15 protein-coding genes are annotated in these 16198 nt (G+C 45.6%); all 15 read left to right on the top strand.

Annotated features, from left to right (window positions below; translation table 11 throughout):
• Nucleotides 1-284: 284 nt before the first annotated feature.
• The 15 genes from MKX59_RS17310 (at nt 285) to MKX59_RS17240 (ending at nt 16134) form a co-directional block, all read left to right on the top strand.
• A complete protein-coding gene (locus MKX59_RS17310) occupies nt 285-1964 on the top strand; it encodes a ribonuclease J (protein WP_013309942.1) in 1680 nt (559 codons plus the stop codon).
• Between the two features lie 229 nt (nt 1965-2193).
• Nucleotides 2194-3042, top strand: coding sequence for a ClpP family protease (locus MKX59_RS17305; RefSeq protein ID WP_023988228.1), 849 nt, complete (start codon nt 2194-2196; stop codon nt 3040-3042).
• Nucleotides 3039-3251, top strand: coding sequence for a YlzJ-like family protein (locus MKX59_RS17300; protein ID WP_023988229.1), 213 nt, complete (start codon nt 3039-3041; stop codon nt 3249-3251). The genes MKX59_RS17305 and MKX59_RS17300 overlap by 4 nt, the downstream gene beginning before the upstream one ends.
• Before the next feature lie 103 nt (nt 3252-3354).
• Nucleotides 3355-6033 (top strand): FtsK/SpoIIIE family DNA translocase, encoded by a 2679-nt coding sequence (locus tag MKX59_RS17295; RefSeq protein ID WP_023988230.1) that lies wholly within the window; start codon nt 3355-3357, stop codon nt 6031-6033.
• Between the two features lie 225 nt (nt 6034-6258).
• Nucleotides 6259-7110, top strand: a complete 852-nt coding sequence (gene sleB / locus MKX59_RS17290; RefSeq protein WP_340858673.1) for a spore cortex-lytic enzyme — start codon at nt 6259-6261, stop codon at nt 7108-7110.
• A 160-nt stretch (nt 7111-7270) separates the two neighbouring features.
• The gene (gene yfmF, locus MKX59_RS17285; RefSeq protein WP_209941797.1) at nt 7271-8551 is read left to right on the top strand and encodes an EF-P 5-aminopentanol modification-associated protein YfmF; all 1281 of its coding nucleotides are present in this window, start codon (nt 7271-7273) and stop codon (nt 8549-8551) included.
• A gap of 2 nt (nt 8552-8553) precedes the next feature.
• Nucleotides 8554-9834: an EF-P 5-aminopentanol modification-associated protein YfmH gene (yfmH, locus tag MKX59_RS17280; protein WP_023988233.1), complete on the top strand. Its 1281-nt coding sequence runs from the start codon at nt 8554-8556 to the stop codon at nt 9832-9834.
• 20 nt (nt 9835-9854) lie between these two features.
• A complete protein-coding gene (gene ymfI / locus MKX59_RS17275; protein ID WP_023988234.1) occupies nt 9855-10622 on the top strand; it encodes an elongation factor P 5-aminopentanone reductase in 768 nt (255 codons plus the stop codon).
• 102 nt (nt 10623-10724) lie between these two features.
• Nucleotides 10725-10979, top strand: a complete 255-nt coding sequence (locus MKX59_RS17270) for a DUF3243 domain-containing protein (protein WP_013309950.1) — start codon at nt 10725-10727, stop codon at nt 10977-10979.
• 227 nt (nt 10980-11206) lie between these two features.
• On the top strand, nt 11207-11980 hold the full coding sequence (locus MKX59_RS17265; protein WP_013370747.1) for a DUF3388 domain-containing protein: 774 nt from the start codon (nt 11207-11209) through the stop codon (nt 11978-11980).
• Nucleotides 11981-12010: 30 nt separating this feature from the next.
• On the top strand, nt 12011-13087 hold the full coding sequence (locus MKX59_RS17260; RefSeq protein WP_028542704.1) for a helix-turn-helix domain-containing protein: 1077 nt from the start codon (nt 12011-12013) through the stop codon (nt 13085-13087).
• Between the two features lie 84 nt (nt 13088-13171).
• The gene (locus MKX59_RS17255) at nt 13172-13336 is read left to right on the top strand and encodes a hypothetical protein (protein ID WP_023988236.1); all 165 of its coding nucleotides are present in this window, start codon (nt 13172-13174) and stop codon (nt 13334-13336) included.
• A gap of 144 nt (nt 13337-13480) precedes the next feature.
• A complete protein-coding gene (locus tag MKX59_RS17250) occupies nt 13481-13972 on the top strand; it encodes a YajQ family cyclic di-GMP-binding protein (RefSeq protein WP_013309953.1) in 492 nt (163 codons plus the stop codon).
• 210 nt (nt 13973-14182) lie between these two features.
• Nucleotides 14183-14770 carry a CDP-diacylglycerol--glycerol-3-phosphate 3-phosphatidyltransferase gene (gene pgsA / locus MKX59_RS17245; RefSeq protein ID WP_013309954.1) on the top strand — a complete coding sequence of 196 codons (588 nt, stop codon included), beginning with the start codon at nt 14183-14185 and terminating at the stop codon, nt 14768-14770.
• A 95-nt stretch (nt 14771-14865) separates the two neighbouring features.
• Complete coding sequence (locus tag MKX59_RS17240) at nt 14866-16134, top strand: competence/damage-inducible protein A (RefSeq protein ID WP_028542703.1); 1269 nt, start codon at nt 14866-14868, stop codon at nt 16132-16134.
• Nucleotides 16135-16198 lie beyond the last annotated feature (64 nt).

Here is a 16198-nt window from a genome sequence, read left to right as displayed (position 1 = left end):
TACAAAACCGATAGAGTTTATTGTCTGACAAGGTTCTCCAGCGTGAAGGGCGTTCTTATAGGACGTCCTTTTTGCTGTGCTTTTAACTATGCATGTAGATAAAATGACAGATACTAATGGTTTCAGACGGCAATGGGAAACCTAGCGTAACGAACAGGATGACTTGTTTTTTCTTATTTTAATCATGTATAATGGGGTCAAGTGACTGGGTGCGGTATTTTTTTGAAAATTAAATAAACAAATCAAGGTACGACGTCCAACTACCATAGGAGGTTTAGATTCATTTGTCTAAAAAAACAAACAACGATAAATTGATGATTTTCGCTTTGGGCGGCGTCGGTGAAATCGGGAAAAATATGTATGTCGTTCAATACGGCAATGACATTGTCGTGGTGGATTCCGGTCTGAAATTCCCGGAAGAGGACATGCTGGGCATTGATATCGTTATTCCTGATATTTCCTACCTTACAGAGAACCGCGACAAAGTAAGAGGCATTGTGCTGACTCATGGTCACGAGGACCATATCGGCGGTTTGCCTTACGTGTTGAAACATTTGAATGTACCAGTATATGGTACCAAATTGACGCTGGGATTGGTGGAAAACAAGCTGAAGGAAGCGAATCTGCTTGGTGAAACCAAACGTATTTTGATCAATGCTGATTCCGAAATCAAGCTGGGTTCCACACTAAAAGCAACTTTCTTCAGAACCAACCATAGTATTCCGGATTCTGTAGGTGTATGTATTGATACTCCTGAAGGCGCTGTTGTTCATACAGGTGACTTCAAATTTGACCATACTCCGGTGAACGGACAATATGCAGATTTGCAGCGTATGGCTGAAATTGGCACACGTGGTGTACTGGCTCTTTTGTCAGACAGTACAAATGCCGAGAAACCGGGCTTTACACCTTCGGAAAAGAGCGTTGGTATTGTCCTGGAAGACATTTTCCGCAAGTCGAGACAGCGTGTGGTCGTAGCCACTTTTGCTTCTAACGTACATCGTATTCAGCAGGTAATTAATGCTGCTGAAGCTACGGGACGTAAAGTAACAGTTATTGGTCGAAGCATGGTTAATGTCGTAGGTATTGCTTCGGACTTGGGCTATTTGGAAATTCCAGATGGAATGCTGATTGAGCCTGAAGAAGTTGGCAAAATGTCAGCGGATCGTGTAGTTATTCTCTGCACAGGCAGTCAGGGTGAACCGATGTCCGCTTTGACAAGAATGGCTCGTTCCACACATCGAAAGGTTGACATTCTTCCAGGGGATTCAGTCATCATCGCAGCTACTCCGGTACCGGGTAATGAAAAATACGTTGGACGCACAATTGATGAACTGTTCCGTCTGGGTGCCAATGTATATTACAGCGCAGCTAATCCAGGTATCCACGTTTCTGGACACGGAAGCCAGGAAGAACTCAAGCTGATGCTGAATCTGATGAAACCAAAGTTCTTCTTGCCAATTCATGGTGAGTTTAGAATGCAACGTCGTCACGCTCTTCTTGCTGAAGGCGTAGGTATAGAGCCTGAAAATATCTTCATCACGGATATCGGTGAAGTCATTGAAATTCAGAATGGCGGAGCACGCAGAGCTGGTAAAGTTACAGCAGGCAACGTACTGATCGATGGACTAGGCGTAGGGGATGTAGGAAATATCGTATTGCGCGACCGCAAATTGCTGTCACAGGACGGTATTTTGGTGGTGGTTGTCACGCTGAGCAAGCAAGACGGAACGATTAAATCAGGCCCAGATATCATTTCCCGCGGTTTCGTATATGTCCGTGAATCGGAAGGTCTACTGGATGAAGCAAATCGTATTGTCTCAAGTACACTGCATAAGCTCATGAGTGAAAATGTAAATGAATGGGCTTCCCTCAAGACAAATGTCAAGGATGCACTAGGTCGCTTCTTGTATGAGCAAACTCGTCGCAGACCGATGATCCTGCCAATTATAATGGAAGTGTGATTCAATTGAAATTTGTTCAAAAACCTGAATTAAAAACTTAAGTCACAGGCACACAGTCGCCTCTCTTCCCGCAGGAAATATTGGACGGTTTCCGCGGGAGGAGAGGCTTTTTTGATTTTGCGGGACAAGGAAAAGCATGGGGTCGGGTATAAAATATTCCATTTCCATCCCATACTATAGGGTGAATACGGGTCATATAGATGCGTAAAGCGAAAGGAAGATCACCCATATGGAACAATACAGCAATCTAACATCTGGCAACGAGGAAACGGAAGCGCCAGATCAACCAGAAATTGGGCAAAGACCCGCTTTACCTGCTATGGAGGCTTTGCAGCAGCTGGGTCAAACTTCCATGCCTGGAGGCGAGTCCAATATTTTTTGCATGACGATTATCGGTCAGATTGAAGGGCATCTCATTTTACCGCCTCAAAACAAAACGACAAAATATGAGCACATTATTCCCCAGTTGGTAGCGGCAGAACAAAATCCTCGTATCGAAGGATTAATGATTTTGCTGAATACAGTTGGTGGTGATGTAGAGGCAGGACTGGCTATTGCTGAAATGATCGCATCGATGAGTAAACCAACGGTGACTATTGTCATAGGTGGGGGGCATAGCATCGGTGTGCCGATTGCTGTGTCTTCCACTTATTCCTACATTGCGGAGAGTGCGACGATGACCATTCATCCCATTCGGATGAACGGTCTGGTCATTGGAGTACCACAAACTTTTGAATACATGGAAAAAATGCAGGAACGTGTTGTACGCTTCGTCGTTTCTCATTCTCGTATTACAGAAGAGCAGTTTAAGGAACTGATGTTTAAAACCGGTGAGTTAAACCGCGATATTGGTACAGCGGTTGGGGGAGCGGATGCAGTGAAGTATGGATTGATGGACGCGGTTGGAGGCATCGGAGAGGCTTTAAAACAGCTGAACACCATTATTGAAACGCGGCGTCAGCAAAACGGGATCGCTGGGATTCAACAGCAGGCTCCGTATGCTCCTTTTTCTCCCAGTCCCACAGGAACTCCTACAGAGACACTGTCAGGGGAGCAAAGCAGGGAGCTACCTCAATGACACTATATACTGTGATGCCAATGGAAATGGTATGGCAAGGGATGTGGAAAGAGGCTGAGGAGCTTGCAGAGGTTCGGGTAGACGGTCTACTTATGCAGGTACAGCCGCTTGAAAGTCGTCGGGGGATCATTGTACGGTTGTTGGACTGTCCGCTGGAAGCCTACCTGAATCCGCGTTATGGACCAGGTCAAGTTATCGAGTGGTCGTAGAAGGTGTCGAATAGTATAGAAATAGGTCATTTACTGCTGAAAAAGAACATATGTGCGGATACCGGGTGACGTGGTATAATATTCTTCTGGGGGGTGACCTTGTATGTCCAGAAGAAGAAAAAGAAAAAAGAAAGCCGCATTTGGCGGAGTTCTAAAATTTGAAATTTACGGCATTGTGCTGATTACATTAGCGGTCATTGCGTTGTCGGGTGAAGCGGCAGTTGGTCGGTCGCTATCCAAGATGTTTGGGCTCGTACTGGGGAAATTCTATTTTGTTATCCCTCTCATTGGCATTTATTATGGTCTGATGGTGATGATTCACCGCAAGTGGCCGAACCAGTGGAACTCGCGTAAAACGGGTTTGCTCCTGTTGGTATTTGCCTTTACACTTATGAGTTCTATTTCATCTATGGAGCAGCGTTTGGGGCCGATCAACGCGCTTCAGCCGGGCGGAGTGATGACCCAGATACATATAGATATGCGTGAGCAGTTGCTGTCGCCTGACCAGCAGGGCCATACCTCAATGCTGAACAAGGATATCAGCGGGGGGTACGTAGGCGCATTGCAGCTTACTGTTCTGTTGTGGCTGTTTGGTCTCACAGGAGCTAAACTGATCATGATTGTTATGTTCGTCATTTGTTTCATGCTGATGACCCAACTGTCCTATGTGGATTTGGTACGGATTGTAAAGACCAAGCTGCTGACAGTCGGGGGAAGCGTGCGTAAAAAATGGACTGGTAAAGCTACTCCGCTTTCGGCATCTAGCAAAGGTAGTGGAAATAGAAAAATCAAGTCTGAGCCGATTCCTGCCTATGAGGAAGACATGGATGATGACTTTGACGAAATGCAGCCTCCTGCACGCAAACAACCGATTTTCTTTCAGTTGTTTGGTCTCAAAAATTCAGATAAAGCGGACAAGGAGAAGCATTCCGTCGATACGGATGAGGATGATCATGATCTTCCATATGAAGCTGAGGACGCGCAGGCCCAGTGGAGAAACGATAACCAGAGTGAAGAGCTGTCTGACGTAGTCGAACACGCTGAGGAGGAAGCTGCAACTCCGGTAAAAAGGTCGCCGATTATTAGGGATTTCTTCGAACAAGTAAAGCATGAGGAAAGAAGACCGGAAGCTGAATTTGGAGAGTCCCTGACAGGGGCAGAGCAGACAACTTCCATTATTGATGAATCCCTGGATGATGACTTTGTGGATGCCCATGCGAATACGGATATGGATGATTCGACAACGATCCAGGGGACATTAGAAGGTGCTCAGGGACAAGCTCAGACGATTGCAACTGGGGTTGCAGGCGAAGAGGCTGAAGGTACCCATACAGCTATTCCGGCTCCGCCGCCGCCTAAACCTTACAAGCTCCCATCGTTTCGTTTGCTTGCTAAACCACAAAACGTAGGCAAAGGTATGGGACAAAAGGATTACATGCAAACGGCACGCAAGCTGGAAGCAACGCTGGAAAGCTTTGGTGTGCGGGCGAAGGTGCTGGAGGTTGTCCGTGGCCCTGCCGTAACGCGTTATGAAATTCAGCCGGACATTGGAGTAAAGGTCAGCCGCATTGTGAGTCTGACGGATGATATTGCGCTTGCGCTTGCTGCCAAAGATATCCGTATGGAGGCTCCGATTCCTGGCAAATCTGCTATCGGAATTGAGGTTCCGAATAATGAAGTTTCCATTGTCACGATGCGTGAGGTAATGGAGACAACCGTTTTCCAGGAGTCAACTTCCAATTTATCCATTGCATTCGGACGTGATATTGCAGGACAGACGATTGTTGGTAATTTGGCCAAGATGCCCCATCTGCTTGTAGCTGGGGCAACAGGTTCGGGTAAATCAGTGTGTATCAATGGGATCATCACGAGTATTTTGTACAAAGCAAAGCCGGATGAGGTCAAATTTTTGATGGTCGATCCTAAAATGGTGGAGTTGAACGTGTACAACGGAATCCCGCATTTGTTGGCTCCGGTCGTGACTGATCCAAAGCGTGCCTCACTTGCATTGAAGAAAATTGTAGTTGAAATGGAAAAAAGATATGAGTTATTTTCCAAATCAGGAACCCGTAATATTGAGGGCTATAATAATCTGATGAAAGATAACCCGGATGCATTTCTGCCTTACATCGTCGTTATTGTGGACGAGTTGGCAGATTTAATGATGGTAGCTGCGGGAGATGTGGAGGATGCGATTGCACGACTTGCCCAAATGGCACGTGCAGCAGGCATCCACCTTATCATTGCAACCCAGAGACCTTCGGTTGACGTAATTACCGGGGTGATTAAAGCCAATATTCCTTCACGTATTGCCTTCGGCGTTTCCTCGCAGGTAGACTCCCGTACCATATTGGACATGGGCGGAGCCGAGAAGCTACTCGGACGTGGTGATATGCTGTTCATGCCAATGGGGGCTTCTAAACCTGTCCGCGTTCAGGGAGCGTTCATGAGCGATCAAGAAGTCGAAAATATTGTTAACTATGTACGTGAACAGGGTGAAGCGCAGTATGATGAAACGCTTGTGCCGGAGGTGGAAGAGGTATCGGCTGATGCAGATGAAATGCTGGATGAGCTGTACGATCAGGCTGTCAACATCATTTTAGAGGCTAAACAAGCTTCCGTTTCGCTCCTTCAGCGCCGTATGCGGATCGGTTATACACGTGCTGCTCGACTGATTGACTCCATGGAAGCTCGCGGAGTCATCGGCCCTTACGAGGGTAGCAAGCCCCGTGAGGTCCTTATCTCAATGGAGCAATATCAGCAAAATAAAGTTAGTTCCTAAGCATTATCTCTATCCAGCATTACATTAAAACGCTGTTTGTTCGAATGGTGGTTGTTCTAATATGACAACTCCAAGTGAACAAACAGCTTTTTTTGTGATGTTTTTTTGAGGTGTGGCGACTACCTGCTGAAAGAAGATTAAAAGGGTGAATAGCTTTAAGCGGAGCTTGTCATAATAAACGTAGCCATCCTGTTAATCCCACAAAAGAAAGGTAGAGCGCAGCATATGAAAAAGACAATGGTCTGGATTTGCACGGGTATCCTCGCAGCCTCGGCTATTACGTACACAGGACTTTCTAAAAATGACTCTGCACAGCAGCAAGCAGAGCCGCTTAGCACACAGCAGAAAGTACAAGCAGCGCAACCTTCCCAGCCGACATTCAGCTCGGGAGCGGTTGATTTTGGATCTTACGGTCAGGATGTATATGAGTTGCAATCACGTTTGAAGTTGCTGGGCTTTTTTGGCGGGAAAGTGGACAGCCATTTTGGCAGCAGTACACTAAAAGCTGTCAAGGGTTTTCAAAAGGAATTTGGCATCCGTCCCGATGGAGTGGTCGGAGCAAAGACGAAATTAAAGCTGGTGAATGCTACTCCTAACTGGAAGCCAACGGAAACTCCTATGCATCGTAACAATCAAGGTTTCGCTCAGGGACAGACAGCGGACAATAACGATAAAGCGGATCAAAATGATGAAACGATGGGATCGGCCAACACCATGGGACTATCTGAAAACGATCTTAAAATTATGGCCAACGCGGTCTACGGTGAATCTCGCGGCGAGCCGTTTGAAGGACAAGTTGCCGTCGCGGCTGTTATTTTGAACAGGGTTAAGTCGCCCAGCTTTCCCAACTCACCATCTGGAGTGATCTTTCAGCCAGGAGCTTTCACAGCTGTAGCAGACGGCCAAATCTGGCTCACACCGAATGAGACTGCACAAAAGGCGGTACGCCAAGCACTGAACGGCTGGGATCCAAGCGGAGGATGTCTTTATTATTTTAACCCAAAAACAGCCACCTCCAAATGGATTTGGTCCCGTCCGCAGGTGAAAACCATTGGGGAGCATATTTTCTGCATGTAAAACGCCGAAGCAGCCGGGAGCTTGTCTCCGGTTGCTTCTTGGCTTTTGCATGGTTAGAATAAAGATTGGTACACTTTACCTCTTTACAGGAGGATGATTTACAGCAGCTAATGCTAATCAAAGGCTAGACGCAAATTGACGTCACAAAGGAGTTTTGGACTTGAACAAAACAGGTTTCGAGCGTGGCACACGCAGACAACTGAGGATTCATGTACTGCCGACCAAGCGCTTTAAGACGTTTGCCATATCGTTGTATGTAGGTACTCCGCTACGTGAGGAAACCGTAACCCGAGTGGGGCTGGTACCTTTCGTTCTGCGACGGGGTACAGAATCGTATCCGCAGACTACACAATTCAGAGAACAGTTAGAACAATTGTATGGCGCGGGTTTCGGATTCGATGTATACAAACGTGGAGATTATCAGATCGTGCAATTTCGCATGGATACGATTAATGACAGCTTTGTAAACAGTCCGGATAGTTTGCTGGATCGTTCGTTTGCTTTTCTCGGAGAAGTGCTGACGAAGCCTGCATTGGAAAATGGTGCATTTCAAACGGGATACGTCCAGCAGGAACGAGAAAATGTGCGTAAAAAGCTGGAATCTATAGTTAACGATAAAATACGTTATGCTGGTGAGCGCTGTATGGAGGAAATGTGCAAAGATGAGCCTTATCGTCTGCACCCTCTTGGTCAACGATCCGATCTGGACAGCATAGATGCACAGAGTTTGTATCAGGCTTATGGAGAATGGCTGAATCATGCCAGCATGGATTTATACGTTGTGGGAGATACGACGCTGGAAGAAGTTGAGAAGTTTGTTGATCGCTATTTTCAATTGAACCGTTCAGCGGAAACAGGGTATGTTCCTGAACAGCCCAAATCGGTAGAGCGTGAGGTTCAAACCGTTGTAGAGCGTCTTGATGTGAACCAGGGCAAGCTCAACATGGGGTTGCGCACCCCTATTACGTATGGAGACGATCGCTATGCTTCCGCTCTGATGTACAATGGCATTTTGGGCGGGTATCCGCATTCAAAGCTGTTCGTTAATGTAAGGGAAAAGGAAAGTTTGGCGTATTACGCTTCATCGCGGTATGACGGGCATAAAGGGATTGGTACGATTCAATCTGGTATCGAAATTCCTAATTATGAAAAAGCGGTTACTATTATCCGCAAGCAACTGGAAGATACGCAAAATGGAGCGATTACCGAGCTGGAAATGACCCAAACGCAGGCGATGATTCGCAACTTGCTAAAGGAGATGCAGGATTCCGCTTTTGAAATGATCGCCTATGATTTTAACAGACAGCTTTCTGGTAAAGAGCGGACGGTAGATGAGCTGCTGAGTCAGGTGGAGGCAGTCAAGGTGCAGGATGTTCAGGATGCCGCCCGGACGTTCCGACTGGACACTATTTATTTCTTGAGAGACCAGAAGGGGGAATAGCGGTGGAGCATATACCATATGAGCATTTGCAGGAAACGTTGTACTATGAAGTAATGGATAACGGTTTACACGTTTATGTGTTGCCCAAACCGGGTTTTCAGAAAACGTACGCTACATTTGCGACTAAATACGGCTCGGTTGATAATCATTTCCGCGTAGAAGGTCAACAGCCCGTAAAGGTGCCGGATGGCATAGCCCATTTTTTGGAGCATAAAATGTTTGAAGAGCCTGAAGGCGATATTTTTGCTACCTTTTCTTCTAATGGGGCATCGGCGAACGCATTTACGAGCTTTGATCAAACAGTATATCTGTTTTCGGCAACCGAGCGTATTCAAGAAAATTTGACCACGCTGGTCAATTTTGTGCAGCATCCTTACTTTACAGATGAAAATGTAGAGAAGGAAAAAGGCATTATCGGCCAGGAAATCAATATGTATGAAGATAATCCCGATTGGCGGAGTTACTTTGGTCTGATCGAGGCGTTGTACAAGGTCCATCCGGTGCATATTGATATCGCAGGTACTGTTCAATCCATCAGTACGATTACAAAGGAAACGCTGTACAGTTGCTATGAAGCTTTCTACCATCCAAGCAATATGATTCTTTTTGTAGTGGGCGGAGTGGATCCAGCTGAAGTAATAGAACTGGTACGTAACAATCAGGCTAAAAAGGACTATAAGCCGCAGGGAGAGATCGAGCGGATTTTCGACGATGAACCCACTACAGTTGCAGAACCACGTCGTGAGGTAAAGCTGGCCGTTTCTCTGCCAAAGCTACTGTTTGGATTTAAGGAGGCTGAAGTAGGCCTAACGGGTGAAGAATTGCTCCGTCATGATCTGGAAACCAAGCTGATGCTAGATCTCCTGTTTGGCTCCAGTACACAACTGTATCAAAAGCTCTACGATGAGGATCTGATTTCGGACAGTTTTGGTCATGAGTACAATAGCACGCAGCAATATGCATTCTCTGCAATCGGTGGGGATACCAAAGACCCGGATCGGCTGTTGGCGAGAATACGTGAAGAGGTGGAGTCCATCCAGAAGCAGGGCTTTGCAGCAGAACATTTTGAACGGGCACGCAAAAAGAAAATCGGTGGTTATCTGCGTACACTCAATTCACCAGAAAATATTGCGCATGAATTTACAAGACATCGCTTCCGGGGCAGCGATTTTTTCCAACTGCTTCCGATTTATGAAAGTATCACGCTTGAGGATGTAAATCGCCGTCTGAAAGACCATATCCAGTGGGATCAACTCGCAATATCACTAGTGGTGAGTCCGTAATGTCCAGGGAGAGGGAAACGATGACCACCGAGGGCGGAGAACTAAAAGCGATTGGCGATACAACCGTGCTGATTACAGGAGCAAGTGGCGGAATTGGTGCGGCTATTGCTGAGCGTTTTGCAGCTGTAGGGATGAATGTGGTCATTCACTACATGAAGTCCCATGAAAAAGCAAATGAAGTTGCCCGTCGTTGCATGGCTTATTCAGGCAAGGTAATGACCGTGTCAGCGGATCTGCGGAGCAAGGAGCAGATCGAACGCATGCGTGAAAAGCTGGATAATCACGGGATGAAGCCGGATATTCTTGTGAACAATGCCGGACTATCTCATTATGGGCTGTTAACAGATGTTTCGGAAGAGGAATGGGACGAAGTGATGGCTGTCAATGTTAAGGGAACCTTTTTGTGCACGCAGGTTTTTATGCCACATATGATTTCCCAACGCTATGGCCGCATTGTGAATGTTTCATCCGTGTGGGGGATATGTGGTGCTTCGTGCGAGGTGTTGTATTCCACCACCAAGGGAGGCATTAACGCTTTCACTAAAGCGCTGGCTCAAGAGGTAGCACCTTCCGGGGTGACAGTGAATGCTGTAGCTCCAGGTGCAGTGGATACGTCGATGCTGGATCATTTGGATGAAGGCGAAATTACCAGTTTGGAAGAAGAAATTCCTGCTGGACGATTGGCTCGACCTGATGAAATATCGTCCCTAGTTTATTTTCTTGCGCTTCCTGAGTCAGGTTATATTAATGGCCAGGTCATAAGTCCTAACGGAGGATGGGTGACTTAAGGGAAATAGCGCTTGGAGGAATCCACCAGTATAGTAAGCGTCTGAGAAGAGCATATTACAACTGTTGATTTTAAATCTGAATCATCTAAGGAGGATTTAAGTATGTCAACAGTTGTTCAGAATTTTGATGTTTGGAAAAAGTTCCTCGGTCAGCGTGTAGAGCAAGCGGAGAAGCTTGGAATCAGCCAAGATACCATTTCTGAGCTTGCTTATGAAATTGGTGATTTTCTGGATGAGAAGGTCGATCCAGCCAACCATTCCAACCGCGCACTGAAAGAACTGTGGGGAGTTGCCGATGAGGACGAGCGTCACACCATCGCCCGGCTAATGGTTAAATTGGCCAAGAGCAACGCATAAGTAGGAACCAACATGAAAAGCTCCCTTTTGGGGGCTTTTCTGTAATGGTTACAGAGCTGTTCTTGTAATTCCATTGTAATTTATATATCATAAACGTGATTGAGGCTTACAACACAATGCAGCCTATCAAATTTCAATAATTGGTTTTGTCGAAAGATGTTATTTTATGATACAATAATGCTTTGATTTGGAGTTGTTGACGGTTTGAATGTGAATGAGGTGCTAACGTGACGGAAGAAACGAAACAGTGGTACATGGAGTACAAGATACATAAAAATCGACCCGGACTGCTGGGAGACATTGCTTCCATGCTTGGTATTCTGGGGGTTAATATACTGACGATCAACGGTGTTGAAGGCGAAAGACGGGGGATGTTGCTTGAAACGGACGATGACGAGAAGATACGCATTCTCGGAGACACGTTAAAAAAAGCGAGCAACATTACAGTCACGGCCTTACGTGCTCCGAGACTGGTTGATATATTGGCAGTAAGACACGGCCGTTACATCGATCGGGATTCGGATGATCGTAAAACATTTCGCTTTACACGCGATGAGCTTGGGTTGCTGGTCGATTTTTTGGGTGAAGTATTAAAGAGGGACGGCAATCAGGTGATCGGTCTTCGCGGGATGCCGCGTGTGGGCAAAACGGAATCCATTATTGCCAGTAGTGTATGCGCAATGAAGCGTTGGACTTTTGTGTCTTCAACGTTACTACGACAGACGGTGCGCAGTCAGCTCTCTGAAGAAGAAATGAACCCGAACAATGTGTTTATTATTGATGGTATTGTGAGTACAATTCGGTCAAATGAAAGACATTATCATCTGCTTCAGGAAATCATGAGTATGCCAAGTACTAAAGTGATTGAGCATCCTGATGTATTTGTACGTGAATCAGGATACAGCTTTGACGATTTCAATATCATTATTGAGCTTCGCAATAATCCGGCTGAGGAAATTATTTATGATACCTTTACAGCCAGTTATACAGAAGATCTTTAAATAAGCGTAATTACACAAGGAGATGATGACATGTCAGAACTGGGTCAGCAATTAAAGGAGGCCCGGCTGCAAAAAGGATTGAGCCTTGACGATGTTCAGGAAATGACGAAGATACGCAAACGTTATCTGGAAGCCATTGAGACGGGCGATTACAAAGTGCTGCCGGGAAGCTTTTATGTCAGAGCTTTTATTAAAACATACGCTGAAACGGTCGGGTTGAACCCCGATGAGATTCTGGAAGGGCATCAAAGCAATGTGCCTGAACCTGAGCCGGAAGCAGTCATGGAGCCTGTTACACAGAAACGCTCCAGCCGTCCCGCCACGATTGGTAATCTTAAATGGTTGCCTACAGCGTTAATGTGGCTTTTTCTAGTTCTCATTGTTGGGGTTATTTATGCTTATTGGGTGAGCAACAACCATTCAACTCCAAAAACAGCAGAAAACACAACGCCGATTACAACACCAAGTACAACACCAAGCACCACACCAAGCACGTCTACTCCTGATACCACTACGACACAGCCGAACAATGGTCAAACGACGGCTCCAAATGGTGCTGGTGGGCAGACTCCTGATGCGGGGCAAACCGGCCAAACTCAGCCAGGTGGTACGGGGAGTACGGGTGCTACTACTCCAGATACTGGACAGCAGCCGGATACGACTACGCCACAACAAGGTGTAACTGTGGCACAGGACGGCAAGCAAGGCAAGACGACGATTTTTAAAGTTTCCAGTTCAACGGGAGCTGCGGTCAAGGTTGATATTAAAGCGACGGGCGAAAGCTGGCTTGAAGTGTACAAGGGAGAAAATTCCCGTGGAGAAAAGCTGAGTTATGGTATGACTAAAAGTGGAGATGCCATGTCATTCGATATTGGTCCAGAAGGTTTATATATCAAATCAGGACGGTCTTCTGCCACAGATATTTCCGTAGCAGGTCAACCGATAACAGATAATAAATCGACTACTCGTGTACTGATCCAGCAAGGAGAAGCTTCTTCGACCGGAACGAGTGCAGGGGTGACGGGTTCACCTGCAGATTCTACGACAGGTAGCAGTACGGATTCAGCACAAAGTAGTACAGATTCTACAACTACTGATGGTGAATAAACGCCTTGGTGCGAGGAAATACTAATGACTGTAATTCCTGGAAAGGCAGTCATTTCATTTTCCGCAAAGTGAGGTGTATACGTTATGACCGTCAGCTGGATTGTGACTGGGCTCGGTATAATTGTCAGTTTACTGGGCTATTATCTGACACCGAATGCATGGGGCTATGGCATACTGGGCTTTGGTCTTGCTCACATTGTGCTTGGACTTTTGGATATGTTCCGAACTCCAACACGAAGCCATAATTAGATATTTTGACCGTAAATGAAATAAAGGCGTTTTTGTCAGGAAAACTGGCAAGAACGCCTTTTTAGTCAACGGATTATTGGATTTTTGTAAATGACTAGCCTATAATTAGATATTGAACTTTGTTGTGGAAAGGAAAGTGAAACGATGGCTTCAGAAAATTCATTTGATATCGTCTCCAAAATGGATATGCAGGAGTTAACAAATGCGGTTCATCAGACGGAGCGTGAAATTGAAACTCGATTTGATTTCAAGGATAGCAAAAGTAGCCTTAAGCTTGAGAAAGAAGCTCTTACGATTGCATCGGAAGACGAATACAAGCTGAATGCGGTGATTGATATTTTGCAATCTAAAATGGCCAAACGAGGTCTGTCCCTTAAAAATGTGGAGTATGGCAAATTGGAACCCGCCTCTTTAGGTTCAGTGCGTCAGCGTCTTTCGCTTAAGCAGGGAATTGATCAGGATAATGCCAAGAAAATTAACATTCTTATTCGGGACTCCAAGCTAAAAGTTAAAAGTCAGATTCAAGGTGATCAAATCCGAGTGACCGGAAAAAACAGGGATGATTTACAGGCGATCATTCAATTGCTGCGTAAAGCTGATTTGCCATTGGAGCTTCAATTTACAAACATGAAATAAAGCCGTTTTCCCTCATACATTTTGTAGGAAAAAACGTTGCTTGATGTGCGGCAGGTTATTTTGACATGCGTTTTGTGCCATATTATACTTGTAACGAAAATGCAGACAATTCAGGTGTATAGCGCTCGTCGATAGCGATTTACATAGGATTGAATTTAATCCGAAAACTGCCATTTGTAATCAAGTACGATAATCAGGGGAGAGTGTGTTGTGAATTTACCCAACAGAATTACAATAACGCGGATTTGCCTTATTCCGGTGATGATGCTGGCTTTGCTGGTGGACTTTGATTTTTATCCGCCGCCGATTGAGATCGGAGCTTTCAAGCTGCCGTATAATCAGCTGATTGCGGCTATCATTTTCCTTGTAGCAGCCAGCACGGATGGTCTTGACGGATATTTGGCACGTAAAAATAATATGGTCACCAATTTGGGCAAGCTGTTGGACCCCCTTGCTGATAAGCTTTTGGTAACCGCCATTTTGGTTTCCTTGGTAGAAATGGGAAAAATCGATTCGTGGATTGTCGTTGTGATTGTTAGCCGTGAGTTTGCGGTTACGGGTCTGCGTCAGATTGCCTTACTGGATGGTTCTGTGGTTGCTGCAAGTAATTGGGGCAAATTGAAGACGATCATCCAGATCGTTGCTATTGTAGCGTTGCTCATTAATAATTTCCCGTTTGTTTTTCTTGGTATCCCGTTTGATTTAATAGCGATATGGGCAGCGGTGTTGATCACCATTTATTCGGGTATTGATTATTTTGTGAAAAATATCCACTTGCTGAGCTCCTCCAAAGTTTAACAGGATAAATTTTATGGAAACAGCAATAGGGACTAAACTTATTGCTGTTTCTTTACATAATTCCCATAATATTCGCAGTACAGGAGGAAGAATTGATGAAAGCTGAAATAATTGCAGTAGGTACAGAGTTATTGCTCGGACAAATAGTGAATACAAATGCTCAATATTTGTCACAAGAGTTGGCTACAATCGGAATCGATGTATATTTTCAGACTGTAGTTGGCGATAACATAGATCGGCTTCAGGAAGCGATAAGAATTGCTCAGAAGCGTGCGGATATTATTTTGTTTTCCGGTGGTCTGGGACCGACTCAGGATGATTTGACGAAAGATGCGATAGCGTCTGTATTGGGGCGAAAATTGCACATAGATCGTCTTGCAATGGACAAGCTAGATCAGTTTTTCCGTAACCGTGGGGTAGAAATGACCGAGAATAACCGCCGGCAGGCGCTTTCTATTGAAGGCGCTACTCCGCTTGAAAATGAGACAGGGCTAGCTGTGGGCGACGCAATTGCACAGGACGGTAAATTTTATGTAGTTTTGCCTGGACCGCCTAAGGAACTCAAACCCATGTTTGCAAACCAAGCGAAACCTTGGTTGCTTCAGCAGGCATTGAGCGGTGAGGAAATGCCAATTTATTCAAAAATGCTAAAATTTGCAGGGATCGGTGAGTCAGCTCTTGAAACCCATTTGTTAGATCTGATCCAATCCCAGACAGACCCCACGATTGCTCCTTATGCCAAGGAAGGGGAAGTCACGATCCGTATATCCACCAAGGCGGCCAGCGAAAGTGAAGCACTAATTAAGCTGACGGCTACGGAAGTAGAAATTCAGCAGCGTCTTTCGGAATATATGTATGCAAGTGAAGATGTTACGCTGGAGAAGGTTATCGTAGATCTAATGGCCAAACGCGGGCTCACTGTGAGTGCGGCAGAAAGCTGTACAGGTGGAATGCTGATGGAACACATCACTTCTATACCTGGCAGTGCTGTTATGTTTCAAGGTGGCATCGTGTGCTATTCCAATGAAATGAAGATGAAATTACTCAACGTGCCTTATGATTATTTGGAAGGGGATCAAGCGCCAGGTGCAGTGAGTAAGGAAGTAGCCCTTGTGCTTGCAGAGCAGGCGAGAATGATCATGGACAGCGATTTTGGACTTTCAGTTACTGGTGTTGCCGGGCCTGGGTATTCCGAACGGAAGCCAGTCGGTTTGGTGTATATTGGCATTGCTGAACGCGACAAGGAAACGGAAGTACATGAACTGAGACTGAGTGGTAACCGTGAAACAATCCGACTGCGATCAGTCAAAGCAATCCTGTACAGATTGTGGCGCAGGCTGGTAGAGAACGAGAAACTCTCTTAAACATCTATGTACAGTGTGGGTCGTAGAGTTGTTTTAGATAGATATTCATGATATAATCATCTTA

This window comes from Paenibacillus sp. FSL R7-0340, assembly GCF_038002205.1.
In the GTDB taxonomy this organism is placed as follows: Bacteria; Bacillota; Bacilli; order Paenibacillales; family Paenibacillaceae; genus Paenibacillus; species Paenibacillus polymyxa_B.
The sequence above is the reverse complement of the archived record's forward strand: the minus strand, read 5'-3'. Positions and strand labels throughout refer to the sequence as shown.